General features: G+C 62.2%; 10 protein-coding genes. 9 read left to right on the forward strand and 1 reads right to left on the reverse strand.

The annotated features are described in order from the left end of the window. From ACZ51H_RS08250 to ACZ51H_RS08260, 3 genes are read left to right on the forward strand one after another with little or no spacing between them, the layout of a single operon-like run. Positions 1-783 (forward strand): glycosyltransferase family 2 protein, encoded by a 783-nt coding sequence (locus ACZ51H_RS08250; RefSeq protein ID WP_449473895.1) that lies wholly within the window; start codon positions 1-3, stop codon positions 781-783. Continuing rightward, positions 780-2081, forward strand: a complete 1302-nt coding sequence (locus ACZ51H_RS08255; RefSeq protein ID WP_464801507.1) for a lipopolysaccharide biosynthesis protein — start codon at positions 780-782, stop codon at positions 2079-2081. Before ACZ51H_RS08250 ends, ACZ51H_RS08255 begins: the two co-directional genes overlap by 4 nt. 5 nt (positions 2082-2086) lie before the next feature. After that, on the forward strand, positions 2087-3217 hold the full coding sequence (locus ACZ51H_RS08260; RefSeq protein ID WP_464802872.1) for a glycosyltransferase family 4 protein: 1131 nt from the start codon (positions 2087-2089) through the stop codon (positions 3215-3217). On the opposite strand, the gene ACZ51H_RS08265 is transcribed toward ACZ51H_RS08260, so the two are convergent. Further along, on the reverse strand, positions 3141-4040 hold the full coding sequence (locus tag ACZ51H_RS08265; RefSeq protein ID WP_464801508.1) for a glucosamine inositolphosphorylceramide transferase family protein: 900 nt from the start codon (positions 4038-4040) through the stop codon (positions 3141-3143). The genes ACZ51H_RS08260 and ACZ51H_RS08265 overlap by 77 nt on opposite strands. A 165-nt stretch (positions 4041-4205) precedes the next feature. On the opposite strand from ACZ51H_RS08265, the gene ACZ51H_RS08270 reads away from it, so the two are divergent. The 6 genes from ACZ51H_RS08270 (at position 4206) to rpoC (ending at position 18792) form a co-directional block, all read left to right on the forward strand. Continuing rightward, positions 4206-5147, forward strand: a complete 942-nt coding sequence (locus ACZ51H_RS08270) for a LysR family transcriptional regulator (RefSeq protein WP_464801509.1) — start codon at positions 4206-4208, stop codon at positions 5145-5147. Between the two features lie 450 nt (positions 5148-5597). Further along, on the forward strand, positions 5598-7709 hold the full coding sequence (locus tag ACZ51H_RS08275) for a TonB-dependent receptor (protein ID WP_464801510.1): 2112 nt from the start codon (positions 5598-5600) through the stop codon (positions 7707-7709). A 94-nt stretch (positions 7710-7803) separates the two neighbouring features. Then, the gene (locus tag ACZ51H_RS08280; protein ID WP_449473902.1) at positions 7804-8919 is read left to right on the forward strand and encodes a DUF47 family protein; all 1116 of its coding nucleotides are present in this window, start codon (positions 7804-7806) and stop codon (positions 8917-8919) included. Between the two features lie 28 nt (positions 8920-8947). Next, positions 8948-9949 (forward strand): inorganic phosphate transporter, encoded by a 1002-nt coding sequence (locus ACZ51H_RS08285; protein ID WP_449473903.1) that lies wholly within the window; start codon positions 8948-8950, stop codon positions 9947-9949. A 344-nt stretch (positions 9950-10293) separates the two neighbouring features. Next, positions 10294-14457 (forward strand): DNA-directed RNA polymerase subunit beta, encoded by a 4164-nt coding sequence (gene rpoB, locus ACZ51H_RS08290; protein WP_464801511.1) that lies wholly within the window; start codon positions 10294-10296, stop codon positions 14455-14457. Between the two features lie 78 nt (positions 14458-14535). Then, positions 14536-18792 (forward strand): DNA-directed RNA polymerase subunit beta', encoded by a 4257-nt coding sequence (gene rpoC, locus ACZ51H_RS08295; RefSeq protein ID WP_460986515.1) that lies wholly within the window; start codon positions 14536-14538, stop codon positions 18790-18792. Positions 18793-18967: the final 175 nt, after the last annotated feature.

The following is an 18967-nucleotide window of genomic DNA, read 5'->3' on the forward strand; positions in this document are numbered from 1 at the left end:
ATGCTCACCATTATTCTGCCCTTCTTCAACGAAGAAGGGTGGATTGGCCCGACTGTGGCAAGCCTCGCGGCTCAAAGCGATGACCGTTTCCGCGTCCTGCTGGTCGACAATGGTTCGACCGATGGCGGCGCGGAAGAAGCAGCTTCACACGCCGCTGCTCTGGAAGGTCGCTTCGAAATCCTGTCCTGTCCGAAACCGGGCAAAATCCATGCGATGCAGGCCGGACTTGCGCTTGTGGAAACGCCGCTGGTTACAATCTGCGATGCCGACACCCTCTATCCGCCTGATTACGTTAACCGGATTATCACGTTGTTCGAGAGTGACGATCAGGCAGCGGCCGTTATGGCCATTGATCTTTACAAGCCCCAAGCCGATCCGTGCTCACAGCAGCGCATAGCCTTCATCATGCGAAAGAGCCGCCGCTTTCCGCGCAAATGCCATGCTGGTGGCTATGCTCAGGCATTCCGAACTGCCGCGCTCAGGACCGCTGGCGGCTTCGACACCAAAATCTGGCCGTATGTGCTGGAAGACCATGAAATCATCCATCGTGTAATCCATCACGGCCATATCCTCCATCACCCCCTACATATCTGCTTCCCGTCCGAACGACGAATTTCCCGCAAAAATGTGAGCTGGAATGGCTTGGAGCGGCTCATATATCGATACATGCCCCAATGGGGTATGAACTGGTATTTCTACAGCTTCCTTGGACGCAGGCTTGCCGCTCGCAACAGCTTAGGCATTGCCTTGCGGGAAAAACAATGGTGTTCAGCGGCCAAATGATGGCACCTGCGGGCATTACCAAACGCATCTTCAAAGGCATGGGCCTGGTCCTGGGCGGCAAGGCCGGTGCCGGGATCATCAGCCTTGTTTACCTGATCATCGCGGCCCGGGCACTGGGGCCGCGCGACTATGGGCTGCTCGTCCTGGTCCATGGCTATGTCACGGCGGTCTGCGGCATCATAGAATTTCCAGCCTGGCAAGCCATCGTCCGCTACGGCGCGGAAGCGGGTGAGGAAAGCGCAATGCCCCGTCTAGCGCGACTGCTGCGCTTCGGGACCGCGACAGAGTTGATAGGCGGCGTCGCCGCGGTCGTTGCGGCAATGGTGCTCGCACCCTTTGTCGGGCCGCGACTGGGGTGGCCGCCAGAAACCGTCGCCTTTGCCATTCCCTACAGCTTTGCCGTGTTGGGCTCCGTTCGCTCCGCCCCGGCGGGTTATCTCCAGCTGATAAACCGATTTGACCTGATCGCCTTTCACAATCTGGTGCAGCCTGCGGTTCGCCTGATGGGCGCCAGCCTCGTCTTGTTGTTCGGCTGGGGCCTCAAAGGTTTCCTCGCCGCATGGCTCATCGCCGCGCTGGCGGAATTCGCGGTCCTTTGGGCGATGGGCATCTGGCAGGCCTATCGGCAGCTTGGCCGGGCCTTGTTTCAACCGGGACCGGGGAGCGCCCGCCTGGAAAATCCCGGCATATGGCGGTTCATGATCGCCAGCAATGCCGACATCACCCTCAACGAACTGACCGGACGGATCGCGCCTCTCATCATCGGCTGGGTCCTCGGCCCCGCCATGGCGGGCCTGTTCGCAATCGCTCAACGCGCAACCGTCATTATCGCGCAACCCGCGCAAATCCTGGGCAACACGGCCTATGCCGAACTCGCCAGGATGATAGCGGCTGGCGAAGGCGGCCATTCGCTCCGCAGGACACTGACACGCGTAATCCTCATTGCTCTCGCGGCAGCGGCCCCGGTCGTGTTCATCGTGGCCCTGTTCCCCACCTCGATCATCACGCTGCTCGCCGGTCCCGCCTTTGCCGCAGCGGGCAGTGTCATGATCGTGCTCGTCGCCGCGCGCGCCATAGCGATCGTCGGCCCCCCATGCAGCTCCGCCCTCTCCGCAATGGGCTATCCCGCGCTCTCCATGAGCGCCAATCTCCTTGCCGGGCTCCTTTTTCTGCCCGTCCTTCCCTGGTTACTCCATCAATGGGGACTGATGGGCGCGGGCATTCAGGCCCTCGGGCAAGCATTGTTGGCCAGCGGCCTTCTCGCTGGCCTGACATGGCGCAGGAGCCTCGCGCATTGAGCGCGATGCGGATCGCCTATGTGATCAACTCGGTCGAGGGCGGCGGCGCCTCTCGGCCGGTTCCGGCCATCACGCGCGTCCTGCGTGATCAGGGAGCCACTGTGCGGGTGTTTGCACTCACGCCCCGCGACCGGCGCGGGGCGCCCGCGATGGTCGAAGCGGGCCTCGACCCGCTCATCCGGGAGGGCGGAACGGGCGACCATCTTGCCGCGGCCTTGTGGTTGAAGCGGCAGTTGCAGGATTGGGGCGCGACCCACATCTGGACCTCCCTTTCTCGCGCCACGATCCTCGGCCTCCTGCTTGGGCCAATGCTCGGCCTGCCCGTGATCAGCTGGCAGCACGCCGCTTTCCTGAAGCCATGGAACAGGCGGCTCATGCGGCGGCTGCAAAGCCGGGCGCTCCTTTGGATCGGAGATTCGCGATCCGTCACCGCCCTGACCGCAGAGCGCCTGAACGTGCCTGAAAATCGCCTGATGTGCTGGCCGATTTTCGCGGCCGATCCCGCCCTGCCCCATGCAACGGCCTGGTCCCCCGGCAAGACGCTCCGCATCGGCTCACTAGGGCGGCTCCATCCCGTAAAGGGCTATGATGTCCTGATTGCCGCCTTGGCCAAGCTGAAGTCCGAAGGTTTTTCAGCGCCCTGCCCCTTCGAAATTTCCATCGTGGGCGATGGCGCGGAGCGGGACAGGCTGGAAAGCCTTGCGCGACAGGCCGGAATATCGAACCTGTCCTTTTCCGGCTACACGGCCAGTCCGCAAACCTTCCTTTCGCACCTTCATCTGTATGTTCAGCCGTCCCGTTCCGAAGGTTTCTGCATCGCCGCGCATGAAGCGATGACCGCCGGGCTGCCCGTGATCGCTTCGGCGGTAGGGGAATTGCCCTGGTCAATCGAACAGGGGCAAACCGGCTTTACCGTGCCGCCAGCAAACCCGGACGCGCTGGCCGCCTCCTTGCGCGACATGCTCGGCGACCCCGCGAAGCTAAGCGCGATGGGCGCGCGGGCGCGCGACGTCATGCTGGATCGTTATTCCTGGGAAAAGTTCTCGGCGACGGGGGCTCTCATCCTCGATCATATCCGCCAAGCATCCGGCGAAGATCAAGGGCAAGGCCGTGCAGCGAAGTATCGACGCGTTTGACGTCGAATAATGTGATGTCACCACAGGCGCTCAGCGTGTGCATGCCATCCTGATATGCGCCCGCTGACCCGGGAAGACCCAGCGCATCGCCTGCCTCCGCCTCAAACTCTTTCTCGTTCAGACGCGTGATCCAAAGGGGCCGGATGCCCCCACCATAGGTTGTGGTGCAATCCTGAACGGGCAGCATGATCCTGGCTCCGATCATACTGGGCGTGCCGCCAGGACGCGCCGACGCGCGATCGATCCGAACCGGATTGCCCGGATGGGGGGTCCAGGGGCCACATAGACTGTCCGCCCAGGCCACATGAAGGTGCGACTGCTTCGTCGCTCGGCTCGTTGCAGGCGAATAGAAAAGCCACCAACGCAGACCGTCGTGAAAAATGCTGGCGTCGACAGCCACGCAGTCGAGTTCGATGTCGCATTCCGCGCGCCAGTCGGCCAGCCCGCCTTTGTCCCGGTACAGGATCAGCCGCCCGGATCGGTGCGCTTCCGGAAGCATCCAGACAGCACCCTCCGCGCTGAATATCTGCGGGTAGGAAAGGTGCCAGGGCTCCTTCAGACACGGATGGCGGGAAACCAGTCGCATCTTGTCGTCGAAGACCCTCGCTTCGATCGTGCCATGTCGCGTTCGATAGTCGTAATGCTCCACAAAGACGTGAAGATGACCGGCTTCATCCCGCCATCCAAAGGGGTCTGCGATAAATTGAAAGTCGGGCTCTTCCGCCAACCAGGTGACAGGACCCTCGATACACCCTTTTGACAGGACAATATCGATTGGCTCCGTCACCAATCCACATCTCCAGATATCCTTGCGGCGGGGCATATCGTCGCTATTCCCCCTTCTTGCCGGAATGCCAAGCATGATCTTGCCGATTGAGGATTTTCATCGAAACGGCGATGGGCCTCGCGTCACCCCCAGTTTGACATCGCCTGACCACCGCCAAAGATCGCGCTTAACCCCGCGTCCCAATTGCACTATCACCGCCGCATGGCCACGCCTTCCCTGCGTCAACTCGACATTTTTGCGCAGATGGTGGCGGCGGGCAGCATGACGCGCTGCGCCCGCGATCTGGGCGTCCCGGTCGAAGACATCGCGCGCGCAATCGCCTCTTTGGAAATGCGCCTTGGCTATCATCTGTTCGAAGGTCCGCCTGATCATCAGCGGCTGACTGCGGCAGGGCGCAAGACCGCCGAGGCGATGACCCTGTTGTCGCAGGATCAGTCCGACAACTGGGCGCCGGATGAAACGCCCCCTCCTTCCCCTTCGTCGGTCGTGGCTGAAGCGGCGCCTGCGGAGCCTTCCCCCGCACCAGCGCGGCAGTCGATCACCCTTGCCGCTCCCGCGCCTGTTTTCGGTCATTTTCAGGAAGCGCTCGCCGCGTTTGAGGCCGCGAATGAGGATATCGCGATCACGCTCGACCTCTCCATCCACCTCGCCGATGAGGCGCATGCGGCACTGGAGCAGGGCCGCGTCGATATCGCCTATTTCTACGCGTTGGGGGAACAGCCGGGCTTCGCCTCCCGCTATGGCTGGTCGGAACAGATCAACCTTTACGCCGGGGCGGATCATCCGCTCGCCCGGCGCGACATCGTCACGTCCGACGATCTCCGGATCAGCCCCACGCTCGCCATGGAGCCGAATAACGGTCTGCGTCGCATCATCGATGAAGCGCTCGACCGAGAAGGCATCAGCATGGGCGCGCCGGTGCTCGAAACCGACAATATGTTCGATATCATGACCATATTACGCGAAGGCGCGGGCTGCTTCGCCGCCTTCGGCCCCCTCGCGCGAGACCTCGGCCGCATGACCGGCATCCGCCGCCTGCCCCTCGAACGCCCCCTCCCCTCCATCGAGGTCCGACAAGCCCTGCGCCCCCGCGCCGACGCAGACTCGCCAGTAAGTGCGCTGGCGGAATTCCTGTTCCTCTGATCTTTGTTTCCGGGTCCACGATCGATCTTGGTAGTTGGTCGCTAGGCCTGTAGTCGATCGTCGATCCCCAGCAGCCGGGTCTGGCTCCTGTCCCTGCCTCCAGTCCCATATCCCCTGATCACTGATCCCTAGAGCCTGATGATGCCACACTAATCGTCACCCCGGACTTGATCCGGGGTCCCGCTTCGTTTCTTACGTTGTCGACGCAGTGAAGCCCCGGCCGAGCCCCGGAGTGACGGAAATTCAGCCTCAATTCCGATGCTTCCGTGTAACACGATTACGCTCCCAATCGCCGGTAATTGCCCGCTGATCCAGGCCACTTATCTACGATCTCGCCCGCTTGGCCGCTAACCCTTTCCCCTCCCCCGATAATCCCCCCAACCCCATTGATACGTTATAACATTTAAGATAGAGGCGCCTCACAAACCGTTTCAATTAAGGGTTTCCTTCATGAATTCCCCCCTGCCGCTCCTCCGCGCCAGCTGCGCCCTCACCGCAATCTGCCTCGCCTCCCCCAGCCTCGCCCAATCGCCATCAATCCAGCCCGGCACCTATCATGATGATCAGCCCAACATCGTCGTCACCGCCATCATCCCCCGCCGCCAGGGTGACATATTGTCCGGCACCTCGGTCCTCTCCGGTGCCGAGCTGACACGTGACCTGCGGACCACCATCGGCGAAACCCTCGCCCATCAACCCGGCGTTTCCGCCACCTCCTTCGGCCCCAACGCCTCTCGCCCGATCCTGCGCGGCCTTCAGGGCGAACGGGTACGCATCCTCACCGATGGCGTCGGCAGCTTCGACGTATCCAACACCTCGGTCGACCACGCCGTTGCGATCAATCCCCTGACCGCCGACCGCATCGAAGTGCTGCGCGGCCCGGCTGCCCTTCTGTACGGCTCCTCGGCGATCGGCGGCGTCGTCAATGTGATCGACAGCCGCATACCCCGACGCGTCCCCGACGAGCCGATCCACATCGAAGGCATCGCCAATTACGGCAGCGCCGCCAACGAACGCAGCGGCTCCGCCGAGATCGAAGCGCCGGTAACGGACAAGATCGTCGTCCACTTCGACGGCAGCTATTCGAAGAGCGATGATCTCGACACCGGCAATTACATCCTCACCTCCGCCCTGCGCGCCCAGGCCGCAGCGAGCGGAGACCCCGCCATCACGCCCCTAGCCGATCTGCGAGGCAAGCTGCCCAACAGCGCCGCGCGCACCTGGGAAGTGGCTGGCGGCGCGACGCTGGTGACCGATGGCGGCAACCTCGGCTTCTCGATCGCCCACACGGACAATCTCTACGGCGTTCCCGTCCGCTATTCGGTCCAACCGGGGTCGGAGGGCGAACAGGTCCACCTACACATGAAGCAGGACCGCGCGGACATGCGCGCCGAGTTGCCGGTCAATGGCGGCATCCTGGATTCCATCCGCCTCCGCGCAGGCTTTGCCAATTACCAGCATCAGGAGATCGAACCGTCCGGGGACGTCGGCACCACCTTCTACAACCAGTCGATCGAATCGCGGCTGGAACTAGTGCAGGCCAAGCGCGGCGGTTGGGATGGCGCCGTCGGCGCCCAATTCTTCGCCCGCAATTTCCATGTCGAGGGTGAAGAGAAGTTCCTGCCCCGCAACCGGACGGAGCAACTCGGCTTCTTCACGCTTCAATCCTTCGACCTGGGCAGCAGCCGGATCGAACTGGGCGGCCGCTATGAACATAATAAGGTAGGGGCGGACGCGGACGCGACCTTGTTCAATCCCGCTTATCAGCGCAGCTTCGACGCGTTTTCCGGGTCGATCGGCGCCAGCCAGGAAATACGTCCCGGCTGGCGCGTCGGCCTGAACCTCGCTCGAACCGAACGCGCGCCCTCGGCTGAAGAGCTGTTCGCGCGTGGCAATCACGCCGGGACGCAAGCATTCGAGCTTGGCAATCCAAACTTCGACCTGGAAAAAAGCTGGGGCGTAGAAGCCACGCTGCGCGGTGCAGGCCCCGGCTACACCATGTCTCTGTCGGCCTATCACAACTGGTTCAACGGCTACATCTACGATGCGCTGGTCGATGATGCCGCCTGCATGGCGGTGAATGGCGGAGAGCCGCTGGATTTCCCCTGCTTCCAATATAATCAGGCGGACGCGCGCTACCTCGGCTTTGAAGCAGAGGCATCGGTCATGCTGGGGGAGGTCGGCGGATACAAGGTCAATCTGGATGGCCTTGCCGACTATGTCCGCGCAACCATCACCGGCTCAGGCCCTGCGCCACGCATCCCGCCGCTGCGTTTGCTCGGAGGGATCGAACTTCAGGGTGAGCGCCTGAGCTTCCGTGGCGAGGTCGAACATAGCTTTGCGCAGGACAGGATCGCATCGACCGAAACGCGCACCGACGGCTTCACGCTCGTCAACGCATCCTTGTCCTTCAAGCCGCTGAAAGGGAATGACCGGACCACCATCAGCCTTTCGGCGAACAATATATTCGATGTCGAGGCGCGGCGGCATGCCAGCTTCCTCAAGGATTATGCGCCACTGGCCGGACGGGATATCCGCCTGACGGCTCGACTATCCATCTAACCAACCTAGTTCATTGCGCAATGTGACGGTTTGGTTACAAGGCGCATATGGATAAGGGGCATTTTATGGCTAAGGTTGCGGGGGCGGACTGGTAATGCGCCAGATCGCCGCTTTGCCCTATGCCGCCGACCCCGATGGCTCGATGCGCATCCTGCTCATCACCTCGCGCGAAACCCGCCGATGGGTTATCCCTAAGGGAAATCGCATCAAGGGGATGGCCGGACACCGGGCCGCTGAGCTTGAAGCCTATGAGGAAGCAGGTATTCACGGCATCGCCTGCCCCGCTCCTTTAGGCCGCTACCGTTATGACAAGCGCCGCCGCAAGGGCGACACACGCGAAGCCACGGTTGAAGTTTTCCCCCTTGCAGTGACCGGCCAGTTGTCGCAATGGCCCGAGCAGGGGCAGAGGGAACTGCGCTGGTTTCCGGTCGCAGAGGCCGCGAAAGCGGTCGAGGAACCCGATCTTCAAACGATCATCGCGGCCTTTCGCGAACCGCCGCGCGATCCGGGCTGGTTCATCCGAACGCTGCTGCGGATCAAGGAATGGCAAAGCGAAAGGACTGGAATGCTGCGGTGGTTTCACGCGCTGATGCCCAAACAGGGGCGCTTCTTCGAACAGTTTGAGGATCATGCGGTGACGCTCGTCGCGGGGGCCGATGCGCTCGCCAAGCTGCTGAAGGGCGGCCCGGACATGGACGCACATATCGAAGAGATCTCCGCGCGTGAGCATGAAGCCGACGACATCATCCGCGAAGTGCTGCAGGACGTCCGCCGCATTTTCGTGACGCCCTTCGACCGTAGCGCCATCACCGGCCTGATCGGCGTGATGGACGACGCGATCGACCAAATGAACCAGACCGCCAAGGCGATCGCCCTGTTCGAGGTCAAGGAGTTCGCGCCCCAGATGCAGGATATGAGCGCCCTTATCGTGGAGTGCGCCCGCATCACAGCCGAAGCGATGCCACTGCTGCGTTCGCTAAACCTCAATTCGGTGCGGCTGCATGAGCTGACCGAGCGGCTGGTGAAGCTGGAGGGGCATGCCGACATATTGCATGAGGCGGGCCTTAAGGCGCTGTATAATCAGGCCCGGCAAGGCAACCCCATGGACTTCGTCGTGGGGAACGAAATCTACGCCCATCTGGAGAAGGTGACCGACCGGTTCGAGGACGTCGCCAACGAAATCTCCGGGCTGGTCATCGACCACGCCTGATCCTTAGCTCCATTCGAGTCTCAATCTGATGGAAGCCCATCTCGCCTTTCCGCTGCTCGTTGCCCTGGTCGGCATCGCGCTCGCCTTCGACTTCCTGAACGGCCTGCATGATGCCGCCAACTCGATCGCGACGATCGTATCGACGCGCGTGTTGAAGCCGCAATATGCGGTGGCCTGGGCGGCTTTCTTCAACTTCATCGCCTTCCTCTTCTTCGGCCTGCATGTCGCCGAAACGGTAGGCAAAGGCATTGTCGATGCCAGCATCATCGACCCGCAGGTTATCTTCGGCGCGTTGATGGGCGCCATTGCCTGGAACCTGATTACGTGGGGCCTCGGCATCCCCTCGTCCAGCAGCCATGCGCTGATCGGCGGACTGCTGGGCGCGGGCACGGCCAAGGCAGGCCTCGGCGCTGTCGTATGGAGCGGCGTATTCAAGACCAGCGCCGCCATCGTCATGTCACCTGCGATCGGCCTCATCCTGGCGCTACTGCTCGTCCTGATCATCAGCTGGATATTCCGTCGCTTCACGCCCCAGGGCGCGGATCGGGTGTTCCGCAAGCTTCAGCTCGTATCTGCGTCCCTCTACTCGCTTGGCCATGGCGGCAATGATGCGCAGAAGACGATGGGGATCATCGCGGTCCTGCTCTATTCGCAGGGCATGCTGACGGGCGGCTTCCACGTTCCTTTCTGGGTGGTTATTTCCTGTCAGGCGGCGATGGGCCTCGGCACGCTGCTCGGCGGCTGGAAGATCGTCCACACAATGGGGTCGAAGATTACGCGGCTTACTCCGGCTCAAGGCTTCTGCGCCGAAACCGGCGGAGCAATGACGCTATTCCTGGCGACGCATCTGGGCGTGCCGGTTTCCACCACGCACACCATCACCGGCGCGATCGTCGGTGTCGGCGCTTCCCGCCGCTTGTCGGCAGTCCGGTGGAACGTCGCCTCCAGCATCGTGATCGCCTGGGTGGTGACGCTACCCGCCGCCGCCCTGATCGGCGCAGGCTTCTATGGCCTGACACGACTGTTCTGATGCGCCACAGCGATCGGATCATGATCATTATTGGGACAATCCACCCTTCACAAAGGGTCGCACCGTCTCTATATGGCGTTTTGAAAATCCGGTTCCTGCAAGCCTTCCAGCAAGCATGAACCGTCCCCTGGATCGCCCGGGGACCGGTTTCGAATAGCGCGCGAAACCGGCGGGATTGGGCGACATTTGGTGGGTCACAAGGTGCTGACAGTGCGGATCGGACAGTCCCGGCCCGCACTTTTTTGCGTGGCGGCAGAAGGGCGAATCAGCCCTTTCACCCGTCTCGTCAGGCTGAATTTCGCTGCGATGCGAAAAAATGCGACGAATTACAGGCAGGAAACGCAATGGCGACCAAAGCTCTCCCCACGATCAGCAATACCGGCGCGAAGAAGCGCATCAGAAAGGTATTCGGCGACATCCACGAAGTGGTGCAGATGCCGAACCTGATCGAAGTCCAGCGGGAGAGCTATGAGCAATTCCTGCGTTCGGACCCGTCGATCGGCTATGTATCGGGCCTCGAAAAGACCCTGCGCTCGGTATTCCCGATCCGCGATTTCGCCGGCACCGCCGAAATGGACTTCGTCCATTACGAGCTGGAAGAGCCCAAATACGACGTCGAGGAATGCCGTCAGCGCGGCATCACCTACGCGGCGCCGATGCGCGTCACGCTGCGCCTGATCGTGTTCGAGGTCGACCAGGACACCGAAACCCGCTCCGTGCTCGATATCAAGGAGCAGGACGTCTACATGGGCGACATGCCGCTCATGACGGGCAACGGCACCTTCATCGTCAACGGCACCGAGCGCGTTATCGTGTCGCAGATGCACCGTTCGCCGGGCGTTCTGTTCGACCATGACCGTGGCAAGACCCACTCGTCGGGCAAATATCTCTTCGCCGCGCGCGTCATTCCCTATCGTGGTTCGTGGCTCGACTTCGAATTCGACGCCAAGGACATCGTCAACGTCCGCATCGACCGCAAGCGCAAGCTGCCGGTCACCGCGCTGCTCTATGCGCTCGGCCTGACCGCCGAAGACATGCTCGGCTTCTTCTACAACAAGGTCGTGTTCGTCCGTGGCGAAGGCGGCTGGCAGATCCCTTATCTCGCCGAAGCATGGCGCGGCCAGAAGCCCGCTTTCGACATCGTCGATGCCAAGTCGGGCGAAGTCGTGTTCGCCGCTGGCCACAAGATCAGCCCTCGCGCCGCGAACAAGGCCGAGAAGGACGGTCTTGAGACGCTGCTGATCCCGACCGAGGAAGTCTATGGCCGCTACAGCGCCTACGACCTCATCAACGAGAAGACCGGCGAAATCTACATCGAGGCCGGTGACGAAGTCAGCCCTGAAAACCTCGAAAAGCTGGACAAGGCGGGCATCGACCGTCTCGAACTGCTCGACATCGATCATGTCACCACCGGCCCCTGGATTCGCAACACGCTGAAGGCTGACAAGGCCGAAGAGCGCGACCAGGCCCTGTCCGACATCTATCGTGTCATGCGCCCCGGCGAACCGCCGACGAAGGAAACCGCTGAATCGCTGTTCGCCGGTCTGTTCTTCGACCCCGAGCGCTATGACCTCTCGGCCGTCGGCCGCGTGAAGCTCAACATGCGCCTCGACCTCGACGCCGAGGACACGGTCACCACCCTGCGCGTCGAGGACATCCTCGCCGTGGTCAAGGAACTGGTGAACCTGAAGGACGGCAAGGGCGAGATCGACGACATCGACAATCTCGGCAACCGCCGCGTCCGTTCGGTGGGCGAGCTGCTGGAAAACCAGTATCGCGTCGGCCTTCTCCGCATGGAGCGCGCCGTCAAGGAGCGCATGTCGAGCGTCGACGTGTCGACGGTCATGCCGAACGACCTCATCAACGCAAAGCCCGCCGTGGCCGCGGTGCGTGAATTCTTCGGCTCCTCGCAGCTGTCGCAGTTCATGGACCAGACCAACCCGCTGTCGGAAGTCACCCACAAGCGCCGCGTGTCGGCGCTTGGGCCGGGCGGTCTGACCCGCGAGCGCGCAGGCTTTGAAGTCCGCGACGTTCACCCAACCCATTATGGCCGTATCTGCCCGATCGAAACGCCGGAAGGCCCGAACATCGGTCTGATCAACTCGCTCGCCACGTTTAGCCGCGTGAACAAATATGGCTTCATCGAGACGCCGTATCGCAAGGTGATCGACACCAAGGTGACCAATGAGGTCGTCTATCTGTCGGCGATGGAAGAAGCCAAGCACACGATCGCGCAGGCGAACGCTGAGCTGAACGCCGACGGCACGCTGGCCGAAGACCTGATCTCGGCGCGTGAAGCGGGCGAATTCCTGATGGCGCCCAAGGACCACATCACCCTGATGGACGTCAGCCCCAAGCAGCTGGTGTCGGTCGCGGCCTCGCTCATTCCGTTCCTGGAAAACGATGACGCCAACCGCGCGCTCATGGGATCGAACATGCAGCGTCAGGCCGTGCCGCTGGTCAATGCCGAAGCGCCGTTCGTCGGCACCGGCATGGAAGGCACGGTTGCGCGCGATTCCGGCGCGGCCATCGCCGCCAAGCGTCCGGGCATCGTCGATCAGGTCGATGCGACCCGTATCGTCATCCGTGCGACAGGCGATATCGAGCCGGGTCAGTCGGGCGTCGACATCTACACGCTCCAGAAGTTCCAGCGTTCGAACCAGGACACCTGCATCAACCAGCGTCCGCTGGTGAAGGTGGGCGACCTGATCGAAGGTGGCGACGTGATCGCCGACGGTCCATCGACCGAGTTCGGCGAGCTGGCGCTGGGCCGCAACACGCTGGTCGCGTTCATGCCCTGGAACGGCTACAACTACGAAGACTCCATCCTGATCTCCGAGCGGATCGTGAAGGATGACGTCTTCACCTCGATCCATATCGAGGAGTTCGAGGTCATGGCCCGCGACACCAAGCTCGGGCCGGAGGACATCACCCGCGATATCCCGAACGTCGGCGAGGAAGCCCTGCGCAACCTCGACGAAGCGGGCATCGTCTATATCGGCGCCGAGGTGGAGCCGGGCGATATCCTGGTAGGCAAGATCACCCCCAAGGGTGAATCGCCGATGACCCCGGAAGAAAAGCTGCTCCGCGCGATCTTCGGTGAAAAGGCGAGCGACGTGCGCGACACCTCGCTGCGTCTGCCGCCGGGCGTTGCCGGTACGGTCGTGGAAGTCCGTGTCTTCAACCGTCATGGCATCGACAAGGACGAGCGCGCCATGGCGATCGAGCGGGAGGAAATCGACCGTCTCGCCAAGGACCGCGAGGACGAACGCGCCATCCTCAACCGCGCGACCTTCAACCGCCTCCAGGAAATGCTGCTCGGCCAGACATCGGCCGCTGCTCCCAAGGGCATCAAGAAGGGCGTCGAGATCGACGAGGCCCTGCTGGCCGAAGTCGAGCGTCATGAATGGTGGAAGTTCGCCGTCGCGGACGACACCCGTCAGGCTGGCATCGAAGCCGTCAAGGCGCAGTATGACGAAGCGGTGAAGCTGATCGTCGAGAAGTTCGAGGATCGCGTCGACAAGCTGCAGCGCGGCGACGAGCTGCCCCCGGGCGTGCTGAAGATGGTCAAGGTCTTCGTCGCGGTGAAGCGCAAGCTGCAACCGGGCGACAAGATGGCCGGCCGTCACGGTAACAAGGGTGTCATCTCGCGCATCCTGCCGATCGAGGACATGCCGTTCCTTGAGGACGGCACCCATGTCGACATCGTGCTGAACCCGCTGGGCGTGCCTTCGCGTATGAACGTCGGTCAGATCTTCGAAACGCATCTGGGCTGGGCTGCCCGTGGCCTCGGCCAGCAGCTCAAGCACGCGCTGGAAGACTGGCGTGAAGCCAATCCGAACCCGCAGCCGGGCACCATGCCCGACGCGGTCAAGGAACGGTTGCTTGCATCCTACGGCCCGCAATATGCCGATCAGATCGAAGGCCGCACCGCCGAGCAGATCATCGACCTGGCCGAGCATCTGCAGCGCGGCATTCCGATGGCGACCCCGGTGTTCGACGGCGCCCGCGAAGCCGACGTGTCGGCGATGCTGGAGCTGGCGGGCCTGCACTCATCGGGGCAGTCGGACCTGTTCGACGGCCGCACGGGTGACCGCTTCGACCGTAAGGTGACTGTCGGCATCATCTACATGCTGAAGCTGCACCACTTGGTAGATGACAAGATCCACGCCCGTTCCATCGGCCCCTACAGCCTCGTTACCCAGCAGCCGCTGGGCGGTAAGGCGCAGTTCGGTGGTCAGCGCTTCGGTGAAATGGAGGTGTGGGCACTGCAGGCCTATGGCGCCGCCTACACCTTGCAGGAAATGCTGACGGTGAAGTCGGACGACGTTGTCGGCCGTACCAAGGTCTACGAAGCAATCGTCAAGGGCGACGACACCTTTGAGGCCGGGATCCCCGAAAGCTTCAACGTGCTGGTCAAGGAAATGCGCTCGCTGGGCCTCAACGTCGAACTCGCCGCAATGGATGAGGTCGAGGACGACGACGGCTTCGCGCAGGCAGCGGAATAAAGGGTTTGCGGGGCGCGGCCTGACGGCGGCGCCCTCCCCTTCGCTCCAAAGATTTGCCCTCATGAGGGAATGAAAAAGATGAACGAACTGACCAATTTCGCCAACCCGGTCCAGAAGGCCGAAACCTTCGACCAGATCCAGATCGGCCTCGCCTCGCCAGAGCGTATCCGCAGCTGGTCTTTCGGCGAGATCAAAAAGCCGGAAACCATCAACTATCGCACGTTCAAGCCTGAGCGTGATGGCCTGTTCTGCGCCCGCATCTTCGGTCCGATCAAGGATTACGAGTGCCTGTGCGGCAAGTATAAGCGCATGAAATATAAGGGCATCGTCTGCGAAAAGTGCGGTGTCGAAGTCACGGTGTCGAAGGTCCGCCGCGAGCGGATGGGCCATATCGAACTGGCCGCGCCGGTCGCGCACATCTGGTTCCTGAAGTCGCTGCCTTCGCGCATCGGCCTGCTGCTCGACATGCAGCTCAAGCAGCTTGAGCGCGTGCTGTATTTCGAGAGCTACATCGTCACCGAACCGGGCCTGACCCCGCTTGAGAAATTCCAGCTTCTAAACGAAGACGAGCTGCTCGACGCGCAGGACGAATATGGCGAAGACGCCTTCTCCGCCGGAATCGGCGCGGAAGCGGTCAAGCAGATGCTGATGGACCTCGACCTTGAAGGCGAGAAGCAGGCGCTGCTCGATGAGCTGGCCGTCACCAAGTCCGAACTGAAGCCCAAGAAGATCATCAAGCGCCTGAAGGTCGTCGAGAGCTTCCTGGAATCGGGCAACCGTCCGGAATGGATGATCCTGGACGTCGTCCCGGTCATTCCGCCAGAACTGCGCCCGCTGGTGCCGCTGGACGGCGGCCGCTTCGCGACTTCGGACTTGAACGACCTCTATCGTCGCGTCATCAACCGTAACAACCGCCTGAAGCGCCTCATGGAACTGCGCGCGCCGGACATCATCGTCCGCAACGAAAAGCGCATGTTGCAGGAAGCTGTCGACGCCCTGTTCGATAACGGCCGCCGCGGCCGCGTCATCACCGGCGCGAACAAGCGTCCGCTGAAATCGCTGTCCGACATGCTCAAGGGCAAGCAGGGCCGCTTCCGTCAGAACCTGCTCGGCAAGCGCGTCGACTATTCGGGCCGTTCGGTCATCGTGACCGGCCCGGAACTCAAGCTGCATCAGTGCGGCCTGCCCAAGAAGATGGCGCTCGAACTGTTCAAGCCCTTCATCTACGCCCGCCTCGACGCCAAGGGTCTGTCCATGACCCTTAAGCAGGCGAAGAAGTGGGTCGAGAAGGAACGCAAGGAAGTCTGGGACATCCTCGACGAAGTCATTCGCGAGCACCCGGTCATGCTGAACCGCGCGCCGACGCTTCACCGCCTCGGTATTCAGGCGTTCGAACCCGTCCTGATCGAAGGCAAGGCGATCCAGCTGCACCCGCTCGTCTGCTCGGCCTTCAACGCCGACTTCGACGGTGACCAGATGGCCGTCCACGTTCCGCTGAGCCTTGAGGCCCAGCTGGAAGCCCGCGTGCTGATGATGTCCACCAACAACATCCTATCGCCCGCGAACGGCAAGCCGATCATCGTTCCGTCGCAGGACATGGTGCTGGGCATCTATTACCTGTCCATGGAACGCGAAGGCGAGCCGGGCGAAGGCATGCTGCTGGCCGACATGCAGGAGGTCCATCAGGCTCTCTTCGCAAAGGCCGTGACGCTGCACTCGAAGATCACCAGCCGCGTGCCGCAGACCGACGAAGCCGGCAATCAGTATATGAAGCGCTTCGAAACGACGCCGGGCCGCATGCTGCTGGGCGAATGTCTGCCCAAGTCGCACAAGGTGCCCTTCGACGTCGTCAACCGCCTTCTCACCAAGAAGGAAATCGGGGACGTCATCGATCAGGTCTATCGCCACACCGGCCAGAAGGACACGGTGCTGTTCGCCGACGCCATCATGGCGCTGGGCTTCCGCCACGCGTTCCAGGCCGGCATCTCGTTCGGCAAGGACGACATGGTGATCCCGGACTCGAAGGAAGGCACCGTTGCCGAAACCAAGGCGCTGGTGGCTGACTATGAGCAGCAATATCAGGACGGCCTGATCACGCAGCAGGAAAAGTACAACAAGGTTATCGACGCCTGGAGCCGTTGCGGCGACGTGGTAGCGAACGCCATGATGGACGAAATCCGCGCCCAGCCCAAGGACCCGCAGACCGGCCGCATGGCCCAGATCAACTCGATCTACATGATGGCGCACTCCGGTGCCCGTGGTTCGCAGGCTCAGATGAAGCAGCTGGCCGGTATGCGCGGCCTGATGGCCAAGCCTTCGGGCGAGATCATCGAAACGCCGATCATCTCGAACTTCAAGGAAGGTCTGACCGTCCTTGAATACTTCAACTCGACCCACGGCGCCCGTAAGGGTCTGGCCGATACCGCGCTCAAGACGGCGAACTCGGGTTACCTGACCCGCCGTCTGGTCGACGTATCGCAGGATTGCACCATCGTCGAGGAAGATTGCGGCACCGAAAAGGCGCTGGAGATGAAGGCCATCGTCCAGGGCGGTTCCGTCATCGCTTCGCTCGGCGAGCGCATTCTGGGCCGCACCACGGCGCAGGACATCGTCGACAGCAAGGATGGCAGCATCGTCATCCCGATCGGCACCCTGCTCGACGAACCGATGATCGCGCAGATCGAGGCGATCGGTACCCAGGCGGTGAAAATCCGCAGCCCGCTGATCTGCGAAAGCCGGATGGGCGTGTGTGGCAAATGCTACGGTCGTGACCTCGCCCGTGGTACGCCGGTCAATATCGGTGAAGCGGTCGGCGTCATCGCGGCGCAGTCCATCGGTGAACCGGGTACGCAGCTTACCATGCGTACTTTCCACATCGGCGGCGCGGCGAACTTCAACGAAACGTCGAACCTGGAAGCCCTGTCGGACGGCACTATCGAGCTGCGCGACATGCCGACCATCACCGACAAGAATGGCCGTCGCCTGTCGCTCGCCCGCAATGGCGAGATCGCCATCATCGACTCCGAAGGCCGCGAACGCGAAACGCACCGCCTGCCCTACGGCGCCACCATCCTGTTTGCAGATGGCGACACCGTGAAGAAGGGTGAGCGCTTTGCCGAGTGGGATCCGTTCACCATGCCGGTGATCACGGAAAAGCCGGGCATCGTGAAATATGTCGACCTGATCGACAACAAAACGCTGACTGAGCAGACCGACGAAGCGACCGGCATCGCCCAGCGCGTCGTCATCGAGCATCGCGGTTCCGCCCGGACCAAGGAAGATCTGCGTCCGCGTCTCACCCTGCTCGACGATCAGTCGGGCGAAGCCGCCCGCTACATGCTGGCGGTGGGTGCGACCCTGTCGGTCGATGACGGCGCGCAGGTGCAGGCCGGTGACGTGCTGGCGCGTGTCTCTCGCGAAGCCGCGAAGACCCGCGACATCACCGGCGGTCTGCCGCGCGTCGCCGAATTGTTCGAAGCCCGCAAGCCCAAGGACAATGCGATCATTGCCAAGGTGTCGGGCCGCGTGCAGTTCCTCAAGGATTACAAGGCGAAGCGCAAGATCGCCATCAATCCGGAGGATGGCGGCGAGCCGGTCGAATATCTGATCCCCAAGAGCAAGGTGATCGACGTTCAGGAAGGCGACTTCGTGAAGCGCGGCGATAACCTGATCGGCGGTTCGCCCGATCCGCACGACATTCTGGAAGTTCTCGGCATCGAGCCGCTGGCCGAATATCTGGTCGCGGAAATCCAGGAAGTCTATCGCTTGCAGGGCGTGAAGATCAACGACAAGCATATCGAGACGATCGTTCGTCAGATGCTGCAAAAGGTCGAGATCATCGAGTCCGGCGACACCACGCTGCTGGTGGGCGAGCAGATCGACCGCGAGGAAATGGACGAGATCAACGCCAAGCTCCAGCCGGGCTTCGCGCCTGCCGCTGGCAAGCCGGTGCTGCTCGGCATCACCAAGGCCTCGCTCCAGACGCGTTCGTTCATCTCGGCGGCCTCCTTCCAGGAAACCACCCGCGTCCTCACGGAAGCGGCGGTTCAGGGCAAGAAGGACACGCTGGTTGGTCTGAAGGAAAACGTCATCGTCGGCCGCCTCATCCCGGCGGGCACTGGCGCGGGCATGAACCGCATGCGGGTTGCCGCCTCGTCGCGTGACGCGGCGATGCGCGCCGCCCTGCGGGCATCGAGCCAGGTCGACCTGATCGCGCCCAAGACGGCTGCTGAAGAGCATGCTGCCGAACTCGCACAGGGTCCGGAAGCCGCCATTGGCGACGATCCGCTCGGCGCGGTTCAGGGTGAGGACTTCACCACCCAGGATCTCGACTGAAGCTTTGAAATGAAGGGAGCTGCTTCCTATATCAGAAGCGGCTCCCAAGCCTGTCTACCCCGCAAGGGATGATGAATGAGCCCGCCGGACGAATATGCGACCGGCGGGCTTTTTCCTAACCGAAGTATGCGGCATTTTCCGGCGCAAGCCCCTTGACCAGCCGATCCAACCAGCT

The sequence above is a fragment of the Sphingobium sp. TomMM15 genome, from assembly GCF_055397045.1.

What these genes read in the sequence shown, in the direction of transcription:
- ACZ51H_RS08250 (WP_449473895.1), top strand. Translation starts at nt 1, where the DNA reads ATGCTCACCATTATTCTGCCCTTCTTCAACGAAGAAGGGTGGATTGGC.
- ACZ51H_RS08255 (WP_464801507.1), top strand. Translation starts at nt 780, where the DNA reads ATGATGGCACCTGCGGGCATTACCAAACGCATCTTCAAAGGCATGGGC.
- ACZ51H_RS08260 (WP_464802872.1), top strand. Translation starts at nt 2,087, where the DNA reads ATGCGGATCGCCTATGTGATCAACTCGGTCGAGGGCGGCGGCGCCTCT.
- ACZ51H_RS08265 (WP_464801508.1), bottom strand. Translation starts at nt 4,040, where the DNA reads ATGCCCCGCCGCAAGGATATCTGGAGATGTGGATTGGTGACGGAGCCA.
- ACZ51H_RS08270 (WP_464801509.1), top strand. Translation starts at nt 4,206, where the DNA reads ATGGCCACGCCTTCCCTGCGTCAACTCGACATTTTTGCGCAGATGGTG.
- ACZ51H_RS08275 (WP_464801510.1), top strand. Translation starts at nt 5,598, where the DNA reads ATGAATTCCCCCCTGCCGCTCCTCCGCGCCAGCTGCGCCCTCACCGCA.
- ACZ51H_RS08280 (WP_449473902.1), top strand. Translation starts at nt 7,804, where the DNA reads ATGCGCCAGATCGCCGCTTTGCCCTATGCCGCCGACCCCGATGGCTCG.
- ACZ51H_RS08285 (WP_449473903.1), top strand. Translation starts at nt 8,948, where the DNA reads ATGGAAGCCCATCTCGCCTTTCCGCTGCTCGTTGCCCTGGTCGGCATC.
- rpoB (WP_464801511.1), top strand. Translation starts at nt 10,294, where the DNA reads ATGGCGACCAAAGCTCTCCCCACGATCAGCAATACCGGCGCGAAGAAG.
- rpoC (WP_460986515.1), top strand. Translation starts at nt 14,536, where the DNA reads ATGAACGAACTGACCAATTTCGCCAACCCGGTCCAGAAGGCCGAAACC.